At 43.5% G+C, this 19892-nt stretch carries 18 protein-coding genes; 12 read left to right on the top strand and 6 right to left on the bottom strand.

Translation table 11 applies throughout. The features are described 5' to 3' along the window. The first annotated feature begins 16 nt into the window (after nucleotides 1–16). Entirely contained in the window at nucleotides 17–796 is a 780-nt protein-coding gene (locus ACT3SX_RS01380) for a lysozyme inhibitor LprI family protein (RefSeq protein ID WP_192518852.1), read from the top strand. A gap of 249 nt (nucleotides 797–1045) precedes the next feature. Beyond that, nucleotides 1046–1984, top strand: a complete 939-nt coding sequence (locus ACT3SX_RS01375; protein WP_192518853.1) for a DMT family transporter — start codon at nucleotides 1046–1048, stop codon at nucleotides 1982–1984. A gap of 174 nt (nucleotides 1985–2158) precedes the next feature. Here ACT3SX_RS01375 and ACT3SX_RS01370 read toward each other — a convergent pair whose 3' ends face one another. From ACT3SX_RS01370 to ACT3SX_RS01355, 4 genes are all read right to left on the bottom strand, one after another. Then, on the bottom strand, nucleotides 2159–2905 hold the full coding sequence (locus ACT3SX_RS01370; RefSeq protein WP_192518854.1) for an amino acid ABC transporter ATP-binding protein: 747 nt from the start codon (nucleotides 2903–2905) through the stop codon (nucleotides 2159–2161). Nucleotides 2906–3028: 123 nt separating this feature from the next. Beyond that, nucleotides 3029–3757, bottom strand: coding sequence for an amino acid ABC transporter permease (locus tag ACT3SX_RS01365; protein WP_442060603.1), 729 nt, complete (start codon nucleotides 3755–3757; stop codon nucleotides 3029–3031). Nucleotides 3758–3786: 29 nt separating this feature from the next. Further along, nucleotides 3787–4623: an amino acid ABC transporter substrate-binding protein gene (locus tag ACT3SX_RS01360; RefSeq protein WP_192518855.1), complete on the bottom strand. Its 837-nt coding sequence runs from the start codon at nucleotides 4621–4623 to the stop codon at nucleotides 3787–3789. A gap of 316 nt (nucleotides 4624–4939) precedes the next feature. Next, nucleotides 4940–5704 carry a UTRA domain-containing protein gene (locus ACT3SX_RS01355; RefSeq protein ID WP_192518856.1) on the bottom strand — a complete coding sequence of 255 codons (765 nt, stop codon included), beginning with the start codon at nucleotides 5702–5704 and terminating at the stop codon, nucleotides 4940–4942. 297 nt (nucleotides 5705–6001) lie between these two features. Here ACT3SX_RS01355 and hutU point away from each other — a divergent pair, with 297 nt between their 5' ends. From hutU to hutI, 5 genes are all read left to right on the top strand, one after another. Then, complete coding sequence (hutU, locus tag ACT3SX_RS01350; protein WP_192992109.1) at nucleotides 6002–7711, top strand: urocanate hydratase; 1710 nt, start codon at nucleotides 6002–6004, stop codon at nucleotides 7709–7711. Nucleotides 7712–7781: 70 nt separating this feature from the next. After that, the gene (locus tag ACT3SX_RS01345; protein ID WP_087814300.1) at nucleotides 7782–9143 is read left to right on the top strand and encodes a YjiH family protein; all 1362 of its coding nucleotides are present in this window, start codon (nucleotides 7782–7784) and stop codon (nucleotides 9141–9143) included. Nucleotides 9144–9262: 119 nt separating this feature from the next. Then, complete coding sequence (hutH, locus tag ACT3SX_RS01340; protein ID WP_087814299.1) at nucleotides 9263–10825, top strand: histidine ammonia-lyase; 1563 nt, start codon at nucleotides 9263–9265, stop codon at nucleotides 10823–10825. Between the two features lie 27 nt (nucleotides 10826–10852). Then, nucleotides 10853–11887, top strand: coding sequence for a formimidoylglutamase (gene hutG / locus ACT3SX_RS01335; protein WP_192518858.1), 1035 nt, complete (start codon nucleotides 10853–10855; stop codon nucleotides 11885–11887). Nucleotides 11888–12004: 117 nt separating this feature from the next. Next, a complete protein-coding gene (gene hutI / locus ACT3SX_RS01330) occupies nucleotides 12005–13315 on the top strand; it encodes an imidazolonepropionase (RefSeq protein WP_442062055.1) in 1311 nt (436 codons plus the stop codon). 262 nt (nucleotides 13316–13577) lie between these two features. On the opposite strand, the gene ACT3SX_RS01325 is transcribed toward hutI, so the two are convergent. After that, on the bottom strand, nucleotides 13578–14159 hold the full coding sequence (locus ACT3SX_RS01325) for a PepSY domain-containing protein (RefSeq protein ID WP_192518860.1): 582 nt from the start codon (nucleotides 14157–14159) through the stop codon (nucleotides 13578–13580). A 335-nt stretch (nucleotides 14160–14494) separates the two neighbouring features. Beyond that, nucleotides 14495–15841 carry an NADP-specific glutamate dehydrogenase gene (gene gdhA, locus ACT3SX_RS01320; RefSeq protein WP_192518861.1) on the bottom strand — a complete coding sequence of 449 codons (1347 nt, stop codon included), beginning with the start codon at nucleotides 15839–15841 and terminating at the stop codon, nucleotides 14495–14497. A gap of 666 nt (nucleotides 15842–16507) precedes the next feature. Between gdhA and ACT3SX_RS01315 the strand changes: the two genes are divergently transcribed. The 5 genes from ACT3SX_RS01315 to ACT3SX_RS01295 all read left to right on the top strand — a co-directional run bounded on the left by ACT3SX_RS01315 (nucleotide 16508) and on the right by ACT3SX_RS01295 (nucleotide 19759). Continuing rightward, nucleotides 16508–16870: a roadblock/LC7 domain-containing protein gene (locus ACT3SX_RS01315; protein WP_192518862.1), complete on the top strand. Its 363-nt coding sequence runs from the start codon at nucleotides 16508–16510 to the stop codon at nucleotides 16868–16870. Nucleotides 16871–17107: 237 nt separating this feature from the next. Beyond that, entirely contained in the window at nucleotides 17108–17602 is a 495-nt protein-coding gene (locus ACT3SX_RS01310) for a PAS domain-containing protein (protein WP_192992261.1), read from the top strand. 3 nt (nucleotides 17603–17605) lie between these two features. After that, entirely contained in the window at nucleotides 17606–18355 is a 750-nt protein-coding gene (locus ACT3SX_RS01305; protein WP_192518864.1) for a PhnD/SsuA/transferrin family substrate-binding protein, read from the top strand. Nucleotides 18356–18479: 124 nt separating this feature from the next. Further along, nucleotides 18480–19103 (top strand): hypothetical protein, encoded by a 624-nt coding sequence (locus tag ACT3SX_RS01300; protein WP_192518865.1) that lies wholly within the window; start codon nucleotides 18480–18482, stop codon nucleotides 19101–19103. A gap of 41 nt (nucleotides 19104–19144) precedes the next feature. Further along, on the top strand, nucleotides 19145–19759 hold the full coding sequence (locus ACT3SX_RS01295) for a hypothetical protein (RefSeq protein ID WP_192518866.1): 615 nt from the start codon (nucleotides 19145–19147) through the stop codon (nucleotides 19757–19759). Nucleotides 19760–19892: the final 133 nt, after the last annotated feature.

The raw sequence follows: 19892 nt of genomic DNA, 5'->3' as shown, positions 1-19892 counted from the left end.
CAGGTATAAATTCGCTATGTTTGTCACATCACCTAATATAAAGCGCTCATTCACACGTATGACGGTGTTTGCTAGTCTGATGATAGTGGCTTCTTTCAGCTCGGCAGTGGCACCTATTGAGGCAAACTTTATATTGGGGATGGACATTCAGGGTCAACGTTTAAACCTCTATAGGGATTGCGAAGAAGGGAGCGTAACTTGCGACAATATGCTACTAGTTGCTCCTGATTTAGGGCGACTCTTGCAAACAAAACAGGTAGGCAAGAAACTCGATAATACGCCTTATCTCAATAATACGCCTTATTCTGTCAAGCTTTATGCAGCCAAAACCAAGCACAGTGTGTGTAAAGATGGTGTGACTCCTTGTAGGTTTCAGGGTTATGTCTTTGAGGGTAAAGACTTTAACGGATTTATCGATCCATCAAACCATGAAATATATATTGGCAGCAACAGTACCAGTGATGGCCATAATTTCTCCTACAAAGAAAATACCACTTATTTACCGTTAGCGTCACAAGCTGGGCTAATTGATGGTATCTACGAAACGTCTGATCAAGAAATAAACGGTAGCTATCATGACATACGACAAGAAGTCAGTCGGCTATATGGTGAAGAAATGGCAGCCGACTTGAAACAAGAACAAAAACAAAAACAAAAACAAAAACAATGGATTAAACAGCGTTCAAAAGACTGCGGTGCAAACGCATCACATCAGCCAAGAACCCAAGCAGAGAAAGTGTGCTTTATTCAGCAAAACAACACCCGAGAACAAGCATGGTTTTTGTGGATTGATTAGCCCTACCTAAATCTTATCAGTTCGATGCCTTATTCCGACTATACTCGTCATTAATGCCTGCTTTGTATTTTCACACGCCATAGCATTTCCGAGCGACTCAGTAATATTTTCATGATAAACTCAAACAAAAGACAGTCTAATTATAGGCTGTCTTTTGTTTGTTCAGTATTGCTTAGCACATTTGAACAGCGGGCAATCTTACACAAGGTTGTATCATTCAGATAATAATAAGAAAACAATAGGGCGAACATGGATAAAGCAATCCCATCATCAAAGTCATGGATAGGCATCATTCAAATCATCACAGCTGCTGTTTGCTGGGGTACATTAGGAATATTTTCTACTTACCTTAATCAAATTGGCTTTAGTGGATGGCAGACAACTATTTTACGCATCGTAACCGCTGCGCTGCTTGTGCTCGTCATGCTACCAAAACTATGGCCGCATTTAATTAAACTGCGACCCAAGCAATGGATTGGATTGGCATTTCAGTCTTTGATAGGCGTGCTTGGCATGTCGTTATGTTATTTCTTTGCCGTTATCTACGTCGGTGCAGGCCCCGCTGTCGCACTGCTCTATACTGCACCCGTTTTTAGCTTGTTATTTTCGACGCTTTTGCTCAATGAATCTATTACTCGTCAATCAGCCCTACTGGCTCTAATGGCAGTGTTTGGCGTTGGATTGACGATGTTAGGTGAGCAAGCACAGGTCAACTGGGGTATTGTCTTGGGGCTATTGTCAGGAATGTGCTACTCATTATATGGCGTGCTGGGCAAACGAGCGATGCATAATGCTCACCCTGCCCCGTTAGTGTTTTTTACCTCGATTATTATCAGTGCTGGTGTGTTGCTATTATTACCAGAGACTTATCGTACTTATGAGCAGCTACTAAGCCTACCACTACCGACTTGGGGCTATGTCTTAGGGCTGTCTTTACTAGGAACTGTCGTACCATTTGCGCTGTATATGAAAGCATTAGAAAAGCTGCCTGCCTCTCGCGCATCCGTATTTACGATTTTTGAGCCGTTGACAGCCATTGCTCTTGCGACCATATTGCTACATCAATCATTGTCATTGATTCAATATGTGGGTGTGGTATTAATTCTACTAGCCGCTTTATTTAATGCCATGCTGAACGGTACTGCCACTCGCGTACCACGTTGGCTAAAAAAACGGCAAAAGGTATAAAACTCTGTTGTAATGGACAAAACTCTTGATATGTTTATAAAAAAAGCCCCAACCATGACAACATGATTGGGGCTTTTTATTGTTTAAGTCTGTATATTGCTCAGGGCGGTATATTGCTTAAGGCTTCATATTACTCAGAGCTTCACTTTGACAATAGAAGCTCACTTTTTAGCTTTATTGCTTCTCGATACGCTGTAAAAACGCCTGCGTACGTGGATGCGTTGATAGCTCAAACATCTGCTCAGCGCTGCCTTCTTCGACCACATGACCATCTTCGATTAATACCACATGGTCTGCGACATCACGGGCAAAGTTGACTTCGTGAGTTACCACAACCATGGTCCAGCCTTCCGATGCCAATTGCTTCATCGTCTCAAGGACATCTTGCACCAGCTCTGGATCAAGCGCCGAGGTTGGCTCATCGAACAACAGTAATGATGGCTCAATAGCCAGCGCACGAGCAATACCGATACGCTGCTGCTGACCACCAGATAGCTGAAACGGATAGAGATCCGCTTTGTCTGACAGACCCACTTTCTCTAGTAAAACTAAAGCCTGTTCACGGGCTTGCGCTTTGGTTTGACCTTGAACCACTGTCGGTCCAAGCATTAGGTTTTCGATAGCTGTCTTATGTGGAAATAAATTATAAGACTGAAAAACCATGCCTGATTTGCGCTGCAGAGCCAATAAGGTTTTTTTCTTAGGCTTAGTAGCAAAGTCGACGCTCAAGCTATTGTCATCAAAAGCAATCACACCTTGATCAGGAATCTCCAGCGCATTTAAACAACGTAAAAATGTCGTCTTACCTGACCCTGAAGGTCCTAATATTACGATCACTTTGCCTTTATTGATCGTCAAGTCGATGCCTTTTAGCACCTGATTGCCACCAAAAGCTTTATGAATATTAGTGACTTTGATCATAAAAATTCCTGTTGTACTGATCTTTATTTGCGACTGTTTATTCTGAATCGCTTGTATGACTGATGGCTAATCCATCATTACTTACTAACAAGCACTTATTAATAATCGTTTATTAGCCATCAATTATTTTGCCACGTAGCGATCCAGTCGGGTTTCAAGTTTGCCTTGAATAAAGGTCAAGAACAAACAGATACCCCAATAAATAATCGCCGCTTCAGTATAAACCAGCATAAACTCATAGTTGCGTGCCGTAATGATTTGCGCTTGTTTAAACAGCTCAGTGACGAGTACCAATGATGCCAAAGAGGTGTCTTTTACCAAACTGATAAACGTATTGGATAACGGTGGAACAGATACCCGAAGCGCTTGTGGCAAAATAACGTGACGAAAGGTTTGCAGATACGTCAGACCAACCGTCGATCCTGCTTCCCATTGCCCTTTTGGTATCGATAAAATCGAGGCACGCACCGTCTCTGATGCATAAGCGCCGATATTTAGCGAAAAAGCAATAATTGCTGACGGAAAAGGATCGAGCTTTACTCCGACACTTGGTAGACCATAGAAAATAATAAATAGCTGAACCAACATCGGTGTACCACGAATCGCAGACACATAGATACGAGCCAGTCTATAGATAACCTCATGGAACACACCAGTACGCGGCACGATACGAATCAGCGCCACTGTCAGTGCAATGACTATACCAATCGTAAATGAGATCAACGCCAGTGGTATCGAATAGTAGATACCACCTTTGAGCATTGGCCAAAACGATGAGATGACAATCTGTGCCCGATCAGCACTCATAAATGGCAGTGCTGCCAAAAAATCTGCTAACCATGAGGCTGACATGACAGACGCCGGTATGATAGACACTGACATTACTTTTTCTGACTTATATCAGCACCAAAGAACTCTTCGCTAAGCTTGGTCAAGGTACCATCAGCGGCCAACGCTTCCATCGCATCATTTAGTTTTTCCACGACTGCGTCATCGCCTTTGATCAATACCAAACCTGAGCCACGTAGCTCACTAGCAGGAGCCGTCAGTTTAATCTCCATGTTTGAATCTGGGAATTTTTTGAGGTAGTCCAATACTGCTAGATTGTCATTCATGGTAAAGTCAGCACGATCTTGTTTGACCAACTGAATGGCCTGCGCCATGCCATCGACAGGGACGATTTCTGTTTCATACTTCTCTGCCATCTCGCCATAGTTACTACTTAATGATTGAGCCGTACGCAACCCTTTTAAACTTTCCCACGAGCTATAACGGTCGTCATCAGTCGGTGCTAGAACTACCGCACCTGACCAGCTATAAGGACTGGCTTTATCATACTTTGCTTTGCGCTCAGGCGTGGTCAAACTAACTTGGTTAGCCACCATATCGAAGCGTCCTGAATCCAAACCTGCCAGCATAGCATCCCATTGGGTTTCTTTGAACTCGACGTCTACGCCTAGTTTATCTGCTACTGCACGCGTTACTTCAACATCATAACCCGTTAGTTTTCCGCTCTCATCATGGTACGTGAACGGAGGATAAGTACCCTCTGTACCAACGTTGATGGTACCACCATTGTTGATACGTTGTAGCAAATCAGAACCGCCCGTTGCGGTACTGTCAGTCGCACTGGTATCAGCTTCGTTGGTAGTAGATTGACCGCAGGCAGCAAGCAACATAGTGCTGGCAGCTAGGGCTAATAGATTGCGACGTTTCATGGGGTTTCCTTCCGCGAATAGATGAATAAATACTCAACATACAGCAAGTAGAGGCTAGTAACAAACTAAAATCGCTGAAATATACGCGTGGTTTATGTGTCACGCTTCTCATTGCTCGGTAAATTTATTGTATTTTCTTGTGGCTGCAAGTTTTGAGGGCAAATGATGTATTTTTCAATACTGTTTCTCTATTATTTTTTAAATTTCAAAGCATATTCAGATGTTATTGCTGTTCAATAAATATCAGCTTATCGATATAGCCCCTGACTTTAGACAAGAAAATGTAAAAAATCAGTGGGCATACGTAAGGTGACCATCATAAATCGCCTGAAAACTGATAGCGTTCACCCGCATGCCACATCTTCACAAAGGTGACTACTTGACCTGCCGAGTAGGTTTGGCGGCACAATACCAGTGTTGGTGACTGCGAGGCAATTTGTAAAAAATCAGCAATGTCATCAGGAGCAGCCAATGCTTGAATAGTATAACTGCCGCGCTCTAGTGGACTCTTAGCAATTAAGTAATCACTGGTATTGACGACGCTAAAATCTTGCTCAATAAATTTTGGTACTTTATTGGCATCAACCCAACGCTCTTCAAACTGTATGGGCTGGCCGTCAGCAAAATGGATGATTTTGACCTCATATAGTACCGGTATTTCTAGTGCTGGTGTTTCATTGAGCACCTTGCCCTCACGACCATTTGGTACGGCAATATCAAACTTATCACGCATCGCATCGTCTAGCATATCAGCCGTAATAGCACGCTTACTCACCACCTTTGCCTCATAATCACGATTGGCAGATTTTAAATCCTCAGCGATGTTGCGCACCTCGACAAACGTATGATTAAACTGCTGCTGTGCGACAAACGTCCCTGACCCCTGCCGACGCTCTAGTACCCGCTCCTCGCTCAGCTCTTTTAGCGCGCGGTTCACCGTCATGCGCGACACCCCAAACTCCTCAGCCAGTGCCATTTCTGTCGAAATCGCGTTACCTGCTTGCCATTTACCCGAGTGTATATTGTCTAATATAGCGTTTTTTATGCGTTGATACGCCGGAATCGTCTTTGTCATGGCCATCTTTCACTGTTGTCTTTAATCCTAATAATGTCGACATAATATCATGAGACTGCAGCGCAATTCTCAATCGGAACCTACCTACACAACATATTTTTCAGATCAATAACAAAAATAATTGCCTCACAAATAAAAAGTACTTGCATGAAAAAATAATCTTTGATAATTTGTATATACAACTTTACGACAGTATCAATAACCCAGCTCATATAGCAATTAGCCAAGTGTATTTATAGACTGAGCGTAAACCACTTATTTTCATTGCTCTAGCACCTTAAAATATTTCACAAGGATTTGACCATGACTACTGATAGCAATAGCAAAAAACCTACTCGCCGTGATGAGAGCCGCGAAATCGCCGCGCCCACTGGCAGTACCCTACATTGCAAAAGCTGGCTGACCGAAGCGCCCTATCGCATGCTGCAAAACAATCTGCATCCTGATGTGGCCGAAAACCCTAAAAGCCTAGTGGTGTACGGTGGTATTGGACGCGCAGCCCGCAACTGGGAAAGCTATGATCAAATTCTAGAGTCGCTAAAAGTGTTAGAAGACGATGAGACCTTATTGGTACAGTCAGGCAAACCAGTTGGCGTGTTTCAGACACATGAAAACGCACCGCGCGTATTGATTGCCAACTCTAACCTTGTACCACGCTGGGCCACGTGGGAGCACTTTAACGAGCTCGATCGCAAAGACTTGATGATGTATGGTCAAATGACAGCTGGTAGCTGGATCTATATTGGCACGCAAGGCATCGTGCAAGGTACATATGAGACCTTTGTAGAAGCAGGTCGTCAGCATTATGACGGTAGCTGGGCAGGACGTTGGATTTTGACCGCGGGTCTTGGCGGCATGGGCGGTGCGCAGCCATTAGCCGCGACTTTTGCAGGTGCAACCTCACTGAACATCGAGTGTCAGCAATCTAGTATCGATTTCCGCTTGCGTACTGGTTATGTCGATAAGCAAGCTGATGACTTAGACCATGCTTATGAGCTCATCAAACAGCATACCGACGCGGGTGAAGCGGTCTCTATTGCCCTACTTGGTAATGCAGCAGATATCTTGCCAGAGATGGTCAAGCGCGCCAATGCTGGCGGTATGAAGCCTGATCTAGTGACCGATCAAACCTCAGCGCATGACTTGATCAATGGCTATCTACCAAGTGGCTGGACAGTGGAAGCATGGAAAGCTGCGCAAGAAGATTCAGAGCAACATGCAGCATTAACCAAAGCCGCCGCTCAGTCTTGTGCCGTACACGTACAGGCGATGCTAGATTTACAAGCGATGGACATTCCAACGACCGATTATGGTAATAATATCCGTCAGGTGGCTTTTGATGAAGGCGTTAAAGACGCTTTTAATTTCCCAGGTTTTGTCCCCGCTTATATTCGTCCGCTGTTCTGCCAAGGCAAAGGCCCCTTCCGCTGGGTGGCGCTGTCAGGTGATCCAGAAGATATCTATAAGACCGATCAAAAAATCAAAGAGCTGTTCCCTGAAAACACCCATATCCATCGCTGGTTAGATATGGCAAAAGAGCGCATTCAGTTTCAGGGTTTGCCTGCCCGTATCTGCTGGTTAGGATTGGGTGAGCGTGACAAAGCAGGTTTAGCCTTTAATGAAATGGTCAAAAACGGCGAGCTAAAAGGCCCTATTGTCATCGGTCGTGACCACTTGGATACGGGTTCTGTTGCCAGCCCAAACCGCGAAACTGAAAGCATGAAAGATGGCTCAGATGCGGTATCTGACTGGGCATTATTGAATGGTATGCTCAATGTCGCAGGCGGTGCCACTTGGGTATCACTACATCATGGCGGCGGCGTTGGCATGGGCTACTCGCAGCACTCAGGTATGGTCATTGTCGCAGATGGCACTGATGCCGCTGCCAAACGCTTGGCACGAGTACTTGTCAACGATTGCGGCTCAGGGGTTATGCGTCATGCCGATGCAGGCTATGAGCTGGCGATCAAAACAGCCAAAGACTATGGTCTAAATTTGCCGATGGTTAAGTAGCATACCCTTTATCCTTATAAGTGATTACTTGACATAAGGATATCATCGACATTTTATCAAGGAGGATAATATGATTGAGCAAAATACGACACTAAATCTCAAGGATGCAGCAGCGACACCAACTGAAGCACTACTGTCTAAACCTATAGCGTTACTGCAATTGATAGTCTTTAGTGCTATCGGTTTGGTCATGTTCTTTGTGCCATTTACCATTGGTGAGAAAAGCACGATTTTGTTCGATCATGGGGCAACTTATCTGGTCAATCAGCAGCATACATTGTCTGTGATGTTATTATTTTTATTGATGATCTTTGGGGTAAGCAAGCCATTTATAGACGGCTCATGGCGTAAAAATATCACCCACATGATTATGACTGCTTTTAAAATCATTGGTCTGATACTGGCAGTAATGTATGTGGCTGACGTAGCGCCTGCCTTTATGATGGAAAAGGACATGCTGCCGTTTTTGTTTGAAAAACTGGCATTACCAGTCGGTATGATTGTACCGCTTGGGGCATTAATTTTAGCATTTTTGGTGGGTTTTGGTTTGCTCGAGATGGTCGGTGTGCTCATGCAGCCGATCATGAAACCTATCTGGAAAACCCCAGGTTCATCAGCGATTGATGCTGTCGCATCCTTTGTTGGTAGCTACTCTATCGGGCTGCTCATTACTAATCGCGTGTATTTGCAAAAGCAATATTCAGCGCGCGAAGCCATTATCATTGCGACTGGATTTTCGACCGTATCAGCGGCATTTATGGTCATTGTTGCCAAAACGCTTGGTCTGATGGAGTTTTGGAACCTGTTTTTTTGGTCTACGCTAGTGATTACCTTTATCGTTACTGCGATTACTGCTCGTATTCCACCCATTAGCCTTGTAGATGATAGCGTTGAACGTCCCGCTTTAGACCATAAAAGTGGTACACGTTTGGCGGCAGCATTTGATTTGGGTTTGTCCACTTCGCGCCGTGCCACTGACCTAAAACAAATCTTATGGTCTAACTTTCGCGATGGGCTGACAATGGCAGCGGCGATTGTGCCTTCTATCATCGCGGTTGGCTTGACAGGATTGATATTAGCAAAGTATACGCCTGTATTCGATGCTTTAGGCTTGCTTCTTTATCCATTTACATGGCTTAGCGGCTTACCAGAGCCTCTGGTTGCCGCCAAAGGTATGTCAGCGGGATTGGCTGAAATGTTCTTGCCAGCACTGCTCCTCAGTGAGGCTGATATACTGACTCGCTATGTTGCAGGGGTCATCTCTATTAGCAGCGTGTTGTTTTTCTCTGCCATGATTCCTTGTGTGCTTGCCACTGAAATACCATTATCTGTCGGCAAAATGGTCATTATCTGGTTTGAGCGTGTGGTACTCAGTATTTTATTGGCTGCGGCATTCGGACATCTAGCCATGTACTTCAACTGGATTGGCTAAAAAAACAAATTTAATAACAAGTATTATGTTAACTAAAAACATTTAAAAAACGTCATTTCAACAAAGACATGAATCAAAAATAATATAACCCATATGTCTTACAATACTAGGATCACCCTATGAACGATATCAAAAAATTAACGCTACACCCTCGCCAGCTTAGCTTTAAGATGCTACGTGATATCTATGAGCAACCTGTCATATTGACATTACCTGAGAGTGCTTATAAAGCTATCGATGCCTCACACGAAGATGTGCGTACGATTATTGCTCGAGACAAAAGCGCTTATGGAATCAATACTGGTTTTGGCTTGTTAGCAAAGACGCGTATCAGTGATGATCAGCTTGAGCTACTTCAGCGCAATTTGATCGTTTCTCACTCAGTGGGTACTGGTGGAGCGTTACCAGACAGCGTCGTGCGACTGATTATGGTGATGAAAGTTGCCAGTTTGGCTCAAGGTGTCTCTGGTGTGCGTCGCGAGGTAGTAGATAGTCTACTGGCCTTAATCAATAATCAAATCACGCCAAATATTCCGGCAAAAGGGTCTGTTGGTGCTTCTGGTGATTTAGCGCCTTTATCACACATGACACTTGCAATGATGGGTGAAGGTGACGTGTTTGTCGCTGGCGAAAAAGTGCCTGCAGCAGAAGCTCTAGCTCAACATGGACTTGAGCCAATTACCCTAGCAGCCAAAGAAGGCCTCGCGCTTATCAATGGTACGCAAGTTTCAACCGCGCTAGCATTACGGGGTTATTTCTTAGCGCGTGATTTGCTTGAGACCGCCACCATCGTCGGCTCACTGTCGATTGATGCTGCCAAAGGATCGGACTCACCATTTGATGCGCGTATTCACGAAGTACGTGGCCATCATGGTCAAATTGAAATCGCCAAAGCACATCGTCAACTGATCAAAGGCAGTGCCATTCGTGCCTCACATGATGGCGAGCAAGACGATAGAGTTCAAGACCCTTACTGCTTGCGTTGTCAGCCGCAAGTCATGGGTGCCTGTCTTGATATCATCAATCAAGCAGGTAAAACGCTACTAATCGAATCCAATGCCGTCACTGACAATCCGCTAATTTTTAATAACGAAGATGGCCCAGTGGCTATATCAGGTGGTAACTTCCATGCTGAGCCAGTCGCTTTTGCCGCTGATATTTTAGCCTTGGCAATTGCCGAGATTGGTTCTATGTCTGAGCGCCGTGTGGCCTTACTTATCGATGCGACGCTGTCAGGTGGTCTGCCGCCATTCTTGGTTGATAACGCTGGGGTCAACTCAGGCTTTATGATCGCCCATGTGACAGCAGCGGCACTGGCTTCAGAAAACAAATCTATCGCCCATCCGGGTAGCGTCGATAGCATCCCAACCTCTGCCAACCAAGAAGATCATGTCTCCATGGCGACCTATTGCGCACGCCGCTTATACGAGATGGCGCAAAATACTGCCACCATTATCGGTATTGAGCTATTGGCTGCCGGTCAAGGGATTGATTTTCATCGCGGATTAGAGACATCAGAGCCGTTGACTGTGGCGCATCAGAAACTGCGCGAGAAAGTGACTTTCTATGATAAAGACCGCTACCTAGCGCCTGATATCGAAGCGGCCAAGCAATTGGTATTAGACGGTACGCTTGCTGAGCACTGGCAGTCATTACGTAGCAACTGGTACGAGTCTAAATAAGCGTTAGATAATAGAAGGGAATGAGCAATGGCCATTACGAAAATTAGCACAACCGTGAGTCACACAGCGGCTGACATGATGCTGTGGACTGGCCGTGCAGAGCCATTTGAGACGGCACGTGCCCGCTACTGGTATCAGCTCGTCCAGCCTTACGAGGATCAAAATATTGGGCTAATCGGCTTTGCATGTGATCAAGGGGTTAGGCGCAATCAAGGCCGCGTGGGTGCGCGAGCTGCCCCGCCGCTGATTCGCCGAGCGTTTGCGACGCTGCCAGTGATTGCGTCGTTGCAGACACGCTATGACAATCAACTGGCAACATTGCTAGGTGATGCAGGCGATATCTATTGTCATGACGATGATGACTTTGCTGCGCACACTCTTGAGCAAGCTCAGCTCGAATATGCGGATAAGGTGAGCGCTATCGTCAAACAAGGCGGCTTGCCCATTGGACTTGGTGGTGGTCATGCCATTGCGTACGGTAGCTTTTTAGGATTATGGCAGGCATTAAAAAACACAAACGATACCACTACCGCACCGACCATCGGCATTATTAATTTTGATGCGCATCTTGATATTCGTCAGTCGGATGTGGCGACCTCTGGTACACCTTTTCGGCAAATTGCTGAGCATTTATCAGCACATGAGCAGCCTTTTCACTATTGCTGTATTGGCGTCAGTCGGTTCTCTAACACGGCAGCGCTGTTTGACCGCGCTGAACAATTGGGTGTACAAGTCATTAGCGACGAGGACTGTCAGCAGCAGCCTTGGCAGGTACTTGCCGATCAGGTTATAAGCTTTATCAATCAGGTTGATGTGGTTTATCTAACCATTGATATGGATTGCTTGCCTGCCAGTGTTGTGCCCGGTGTGAGTGCCCCAGCAGCTTACGGTATTGAGCTTGGGTTTGTTGAGCGCATGGTAAAAACCATCATGGCTACAGGCAAAGTAAAAATGACCGACATTGCCGAGATTAATCCTAATTTTGATATTGATGGGCGCAGCTGCAAGGTCGCTGCTCGACTACTGGCAACTATGGTAGAGCAGCATTTACTAGTCATCTAGGTTTATTGTCCAAGCTCATCGTCTAGGTTCGTTGATTAAATTCATTGCTTAGCTTAGCTTTGCCCTCTCATCCCGACCAATAGACACCACTGGCGTCCAAACAATAAGGAGCACATTATGAATGATTTCAACAATACGACAGCAACCATATTCGATGATGCCACCATGGCATCGTTTCATCAAATTATCATCAATGCCAATCTTGCCACGTTTTCTGCCCATTACGGTTTTAATAGCAGTGACCATGTACCTTATGGACAACTGGAAGATGCTGCCATCGGTATTATTGATGACAAAATTGCGTGGATTGGCTCTAATAAACAAATAGCCGAGCACCTGTCACATTACTCAGCAGAGCAAATCAAAAATGCTCATGGCGGCTGGGTAACCCCCGGATTTATCGACTGCCATACCCATATCGTTTATGGTGGCAACCGCAGCAATGAGTTCGAGGCGCGCTTGCAAGGCGCTAGTTATCAAGACATTGCTGCACAAGGTGGCGGCATTGTCTCAACTGTCACTGCCACCCGCGCCGCTAGTGTTGAGTCGTTGTTTGCACAAAGTGAAAAGCGCCTACTCGCACTCATAAAAGAAGGCGTGACCAGTATCGAAATCAAATCGGGCTACGGCTTAGATTTAGACACTGAGCGCAAAATGCTCATGGTTGCTCGCCAGCTTGGTGACAAACACAATATACATGTGAGCACAACGTATTTAGCGGCACATGCCCTACCACCTGAATACAAGTCTCACATGCAGGACCGCTCGGATGAATACATCGAGCAAGTGTGCGAGTGGCTACCTATTTTGCATTCAGAGGGTTTGATCGATGCGGTCGATGGCTTCTGTGAAAACATCGCCTTTAATACTGAGCAAATCAGACGCGTTTTTGAAGTGGCACGCTCATTAAATGTACCAGTCAAACTGCACTCTGAGCAATTATCTGACATAGGTGGTAGTGCCTTGGTTGCTGAGTATCAAGGGTTATCCAGCGACCATCTAGAGCATTTATCAGAAGATGATATCAAAAAAATGGCTGCCAGCAATACCGTAGCTGTGATACTACCTGGGGCGTTTTATACATTACGTGACACCAAATTGCCACCGATTGAGGCGCTACGCAAACATCAGGTGCCAATGGCGCTTTCTACCGACTGTAACCCTGGCACTTCACCGCTCACCTCGCTTTTGTTAACGATGAACATGGGCTGCACGCTATTTTACTTAACCACTGAAGAGGTTTTGGCAGGAATTACTGTTCACGCAGCACAAGCATTGGGGCTATCTAATAAAGGTAAAATAGAGGTCAGCTGTGATGCAGATTTGGCACTATGGGATATTGCCCGTCCTGCCGATTTGGCTTATCAGATGGGGCTAAACCCTATCCAATGCACTATGGTTCAAGGTAAGTGGCGCAAGACGGTGTAACCTTTCTACCTTTACCTATCACCATTAAAAAAGCCACTAGCTAGTATGTTCATCTGGTGGCTTTTAATTTATCTGGTTTGGATATTTCTACTAGGCCATGTCTTTATTTCAAAAATGGTGATAAAAATGAGATAAATTGCCGTCAAACAAGAAAAATAATGCAGATAATATCGCGATATTAACCCGCTATTTGACGATGTTTGGCAAGATTTAGCTATTTTTAGCCCATGTAGATGACTATCGGGTGAATTGAAGACATGCTCTAGCGCTTATATTTGTTGGCAAACGTCTCACCTGTATTGGCATCCACATTGATACCAACGATCTCATCGCCTTTCAGCAAGTCAACTTTGTAATACAAAGGGTGAGCATCATAGTCGCGATCTGCTTCAAACTCGACTTCTAATGTCATACCGCCTATTTTTTTCTCAGCGATACCTATCGCACTCATAATATTTACTTTCGTACGATGCTGTACGTTGTAGTCGTTAATATCGTCGCGATCTAATCGCTCAGTCTCAGTCCCAATGACTGCTCCCGTCATTGCATCCACTACTACTTCATAACTATCGCTAGCCGTGCTAAATTCTATTTCATATATGCCATTTTCTGTATCATCATCATCTTCGTCATAATCAGCCCCGATTAGCATACCGGATGCCTGTGCGGTTGCGATAGTAATCGCTTGCTTTAAACCAATCTTGGTCGCTTGTGCTGCTTTTACCTCAGTAGACAGACTGGTTTGAGCCGCCATTACAGTCGTGCTCATGACACCTGTAGTTAGGGCGAATGCTAGGCCAGCACCTAAAGTGGTCAATTGTATTTTTTTAGACAGTTTATTCATTAACTTATTTCCTTTACTTATCACTTACTTTTATAAGCCATTTTTATAGTGTACTGCTATAACCCAATGAAATAATCTCTTTTCATTATCGATAGCGTTTAATGCCATTAGCTATACACTTATGTTAACGAGATTTTCTACTTGCTATAGGATGAAAAAGTATCAAAGTGTAATCACACTGTTTGAATAACCAATCTAAATATAGTACTGATACAAGTATCTATGTTCGATGAGCAGGCGTATGGTGTCGATAAAAAAATACTGCATTTATCGTCTTAGGATAAATGCAGTATGGATGTTCTCAACACTTACGTGGAGCAATAGACTAGAGAGTCTTAGTTTAAGATACCAAAAGCCACCAATGCATCAGCCACACGTTTAAAGCCAACCATATTAGCACCCGCCATATAGTCGATATAGCCATTGTCAGTTTGACCATATTGCTCTGAGGCATTAGCCGCACTATTATGAATATCTTTCATAATACCTTTTAAACGCTCATCGACTTGCTCAAAGGTTTGATATTGACGGACGGAGTTTTGCGACATCTCAAGCGCAGACACAGCGACACCACCAGCATTTGCGGCTTTACCAGGCGCATAATGGACGCGATGCAAGCGAATATAATCAATCGCTTCCGCAGTTAGCGGCATATTGGCACCTTCAACTACATACGTTACACCATTTTCAACCAATCGCTTAGCATCTTCTGCACTCACTTCGTTTTGAGTGGCACATGGCAACGCAATATCAGCCTCAAACTGCCATGGTTTTTGTTTGGCAAGCCATTCGCCACCATAGACATCGACATACTCTGCTAATGGTTTGTTTTGATATTTTTGTTTTTTGAGCCAATTAATTTTCTCTTGATTAAGACCTTGTTCATCGTACAAAGTCCCTTGTGAGTCAGATACCGTGATAGCTATACCGCCAAGCGCATTCACTTTTTCAGCGGCGTGGAGTGAGACATTTCCAGCGCCTGAGATAAGTACTTTTTTGCCTTTGATGTTATCACCTTGGGCGATAAGCATGTTTTCTAAGAAATAAACGGCACCGTAGCCAGTCGCTTCTGTGCGCATCAAACTGCCACCGAATCCCACGCCTTTACCAGTAAGAACACCAGTCGACTCACGTGTCAAATTTTTGTACATCGCAAACATATAGCTGACTTCTCGACCACCAACACCGATATCACCAGCAGGCACATCCATATCTTTACTTACATAGTGATATAACTCACGCATAAAGGCATAGCAAAAACGACGGATTTCACTATCCGTTTTACCTTTAGGATCAAAATCAGAGCCACCTTTACCACCGCCAATCGGCAAGCCCGTTAAAGCGTTTTTAAAAATTTGCTCAAAACCTAAAAACTTCAGTACTGACTGATTAACCGTAGGGTGAAATCTAAGACCGCCTTTGTATGGTCCTAACGCATTACAGAACTGAACACGCCAACCACGATTGACTTGCACGTTGCCTTTATCATCTTCCCAGTTAATCCGAAAGCCAAATACCCGATCAGGCTCCACCAAACGCTCAAATACTTTCAAAGTATTGTATTCAGGATGAGCATCATATAAAGGCTGAATCGTAATGGCCACCTCTTTTACTGCCTGAATGAACTCTGGCTGATGCGCATAACGTGCTTCGACTTTTTTGATGGCCTGACTGATACTCATATATTTCTTCCTTAGGATCAAATGGTGATTGTACTTATTTACATCAACATCACGTCATATAAAGGCTGACGAGGAAATTTTTAACGCTGATATAAAACTGAAATCGCTTCTATACAAGGTTATGTATAGAAGCAAGGGGGATTAAAAACTGATTATGTATGTGACTACATTACACATATAGAGATAAAAACTATTTTTATTCCATAATTATATATCATTTTTTAGGTACATAAGTCTAGTAAATATCATCATCATGAAAGTTTATGATCAATAGCTAAGGCATATCCTTAATTCAATCAATAGTCGCTTAAAGCGTTTAAAAATGATTCAGCTTTATCATTGATTTTCAAATAAGAACACACCCTACAAGTATCTTAACGCAACTAAAGACAGTAACATTTTACTGGCATGCTAGGCACTTGTATTAGCTTTTACCAAAAAAATAAACACTTGTTTTTATTTGTATATAAATTTAAGATAAAAGGTCGATAAAATATAACAAACGGTAAAAAAATATGGAAAAATGGCTTTTTTTCCGTTGCAGTATATATCAATGTTAACAACAAGGGTTTATAATCACCCGTCTATACAACATATAGTTATGTCTTTTTCAACATTATCAATAGCTATTCTATCAATCCCACAATCTATCATAGAGAAAGCGATATGCGTACAGACTCATTCCAGCAAATTTTGGAAGACCTAAACAGTTCATCAACGGATGTTGAAGCATCTGCCTTAATTTCTAACGATGGTCTTATGATTGCCTCAGCACTACCAACAGGCATTGACGAAGACCGTGTTGGTGCAATGTCAGCAGCTTTGCTGTCATTGGGCGATCGTGCAGGCCGTGAGTTGGCGCGTGGTAGTATCGATCGTATTATGATTCAAGGCGAGCAAGGCTACGTTATTATGACATCATCGGGAGATGAGGCGGTACTGACGATTATGGCAAAACCAAATGCGAAACTTGGTTTGATATTCTTAGACATCAAGCGTGCATCAGAAGCCCTTGCAAAACTTATCTAATGAGCGATTTTAGAGGTTTGTTAAACGAGAAACCTTACTTTAAATCAAAACTGAGTGACTGTCTCATAAAAACTATTTAAGATAATACACACTATTTTATAAGATCAGTGCTTAAATAAGTGTTAGGGTCAATAATAAGCTAAAACTCTATTCACTATAAATAACATTCTCGACAAGTTCCACATAAAGCTGGCTTTTTAATCATTATGAATACAACGATCCATAAAGGAGATTACTATGGGTTCTCCAATCCCTGATGCACATAAGCCTGATATGCCTGCTAAGCAGATTACTATAACTTACCATGATGGCACCTCACGCACTGTCTATGACACGGGTATTGAACGCCCTTATCCTGATGGCAAGCTGATTGTATCGCGTACTGATTTGAACGGTATACTGACACATACCAATGATGCTTTTGTTGAAATTAGCGGTTACACTATTGATGAACTAATCGGTCAACAACATTACATTTTGCGCCATCCTGATATGCCAAAAGCTGCTTATAAAGACTTGTGGAGTACTGCAGTCTCTGGACAAAAGTGGCATGGCTATGTCAAAAACTTGTGCAAAGATGGTAGTCATTACTGGGTCTATGCTACTGTCGTGCCGAATGTTCGTCACGGCAAAACAGTAGGCTATACATCAGTACGACGCAAACCATCACGCAGCAAGATAGAAGCAGCGATAGCGTTGTATGCTGAAATGAAAAAAAATGAGGAAGATTGAGTCATGACGACACATAATATGTTAATCGCCCCAGATTTTTCGCCTGAGCGTTTCGCAGGCTGGCACATGTTCAATACGTTGATTCAAAAACGTGCTAACTTAAATATGCACTTGAACATTCCATCCTCACATGATGAGCAAGAGCAAGTCATTACTGCTGGTAACATTCAAATCATTTATGCCAACCCTTTTGATGCAGCAACATTGATTCGTGAGCAAGGCTACCGTGCAGTCGCCCGCCCTATCGGAAAATCTGATGAGATGGTCATTGCCGCTGCAGCAAAGAGCGATATCAACTGCTTAGAAGACATAAAAACTGGCGCTACTGTAGCAATGGCCGATAACCGTGATGTTAAACTAGTTGGCCTACGCTTATTAGAAGCCATTGATATAGAAGAAGCTGATCTGACTTGGGATATCACTGAAACTTATCAAGCAGCAGCTCGAAAAGTCATTAAAGGCGAGGCCCAGGCTGCCTTTTTTTTAGCAGAGATATTTCATAGCTTTTCTCGTCTGACCAAAACTCAACTATCAGTACTTATCGAAAGTGATTTGGCTGATATCAGTCATGTACTGCTTATTAAAGAGGATTTCCCTGACACCGAAATCTTTATGAATGCCATTCTCAATCTGCATAATGACGACGATGGTAAAGAAGCATTAGCAGAACTGGGTATGCCTCATGGATTTGAAGCGATGGATGAGGAAGATGCTGAATTTATGATAGATTTAATGCAGACCTTGCTTGACTAGTTTTTCATTGAGATATTGACATATTGCATCGTTTTGCTTGCTTAGGTCATAGCCTATTGCACCTTAATGGTCGCTATATAATATGAGCCATACAATAGCGACTATGACTTACAAGGACACTATTATGTCTGATTTAGATCTTATCAAAGAAAATGAGATGGAAGCTCGGCGAGTATTTCGTTTATACTCACGTAAAGTATTTTTGGCACCCAACAATCGTCATTTTCACGAACAACGTATCAATGCTGCGCTATTATTGAACGAAAAAGAGCCTTTACAAGGTGCCGTTGCAGACTTTTTTTATGGCTGTTGGTATGATATCCCTTATGATGTAAACAACTTGTTTATTCGTGTCAAAGGTCGGCTTTACCCTCATATTGAGCAAGGGTTCCGCGAATGTATCAATAAGAAAAGATACATTCAACGCAATAGTATGCTCGCAACCCGTTGGAGCGTGTTGGTTTCGCCTTCTCTCAATGAACAAAAGCGACGACTACGTATCAGTAGCGATGATGCCAAAGAAATATCTAAGGACATCACAACTGAACTGATGCAAGCACGTGATGATGAAGACTGGGGTACAATTGAGCAGATCGAAAACGAATTTTTTGCTCACTGTATCGCACGCAATGATCGGCTTGCCTTCTCTTTAGTATGGTTTCGCTTAGGCAAAAGCGACTGGCAGTTTGATGAACGTTGGAATAACTGTCAACAAAACCTTGATCAAACCCAAAACATTAAAACTTAATTTATTGCCTATTTATAACCTTTATTATAACGGTAGCTGCTATGTCTTCTTATTTAAATGCTGATAAAACGTATCTGACTTTAACTCCAGCCGGTATTTTTGAGGCATTTTCTCAAAGTGAACCCACTGATAAGCAGTTATCATTACAAGACTTACTGTCTTATGCACAGACACTGCTCGCAGCCGAATGGCTAGAACGCTACTCTGATGAATGGTTGCAAAACTTTATCGAGCAAGGTTGGATTGAAAAACTGTCCTTGCTTTTACCAGCACCTAATCTACCACTAGATCAGTTCTTACCCTACGTGGTTGCTAGCTTGTCAGGGAAACGCCGTGCCGCCATCGGCTCTGATGAAGGATTCTGTTTGGCACGCATTGGCTACAGCCAAGAAGAAGCCGATATGTTGAGTGTCGCAGCGGCTGACTTTTCAGGATTTATACTACGTCAAAAACAACGTGGTTGGGCAGTAGAAAGCCAAGCCATCTCGTTTTTTCAGCAGGTTGATATGTTGATTCCTGAGACCAGTTTTGTGTTTTTATGGATTGATGGTTCAGGCTACGTACTCATCATCGATGGCGAACCTCTAACCAACAGCCGTGCTTTTGTAGAACTGGTATGGGCGTTAAAAACTTCAGGATTAAGATTTCTTAGCTAAAATTTCTTAGCTAGAGCATTAAACCATCTAACATCATACATGCAACTGGCCCTAGGGTCTGTTGTTACCGTAGACTACTCTATCAATCTGCTACAACGTCACTTTTGCCTGATACTTAACATACTCTAATGTT

Origin of the sequence: Psychrobacter sp. AOP31-B2-9, from assembly GCF_052378005.1 — a bacterium.
Classification (GTDB): Bacteria; Pseudomonadota; Gammaproteobacteria; order Pseudomonadales; family Moraxellaceae; genus Psychrobacter.
Note: the sequence above shows the minus strand (reverse complement) of the source record. Positions and strands in the feature narration are given on the sequence as shown.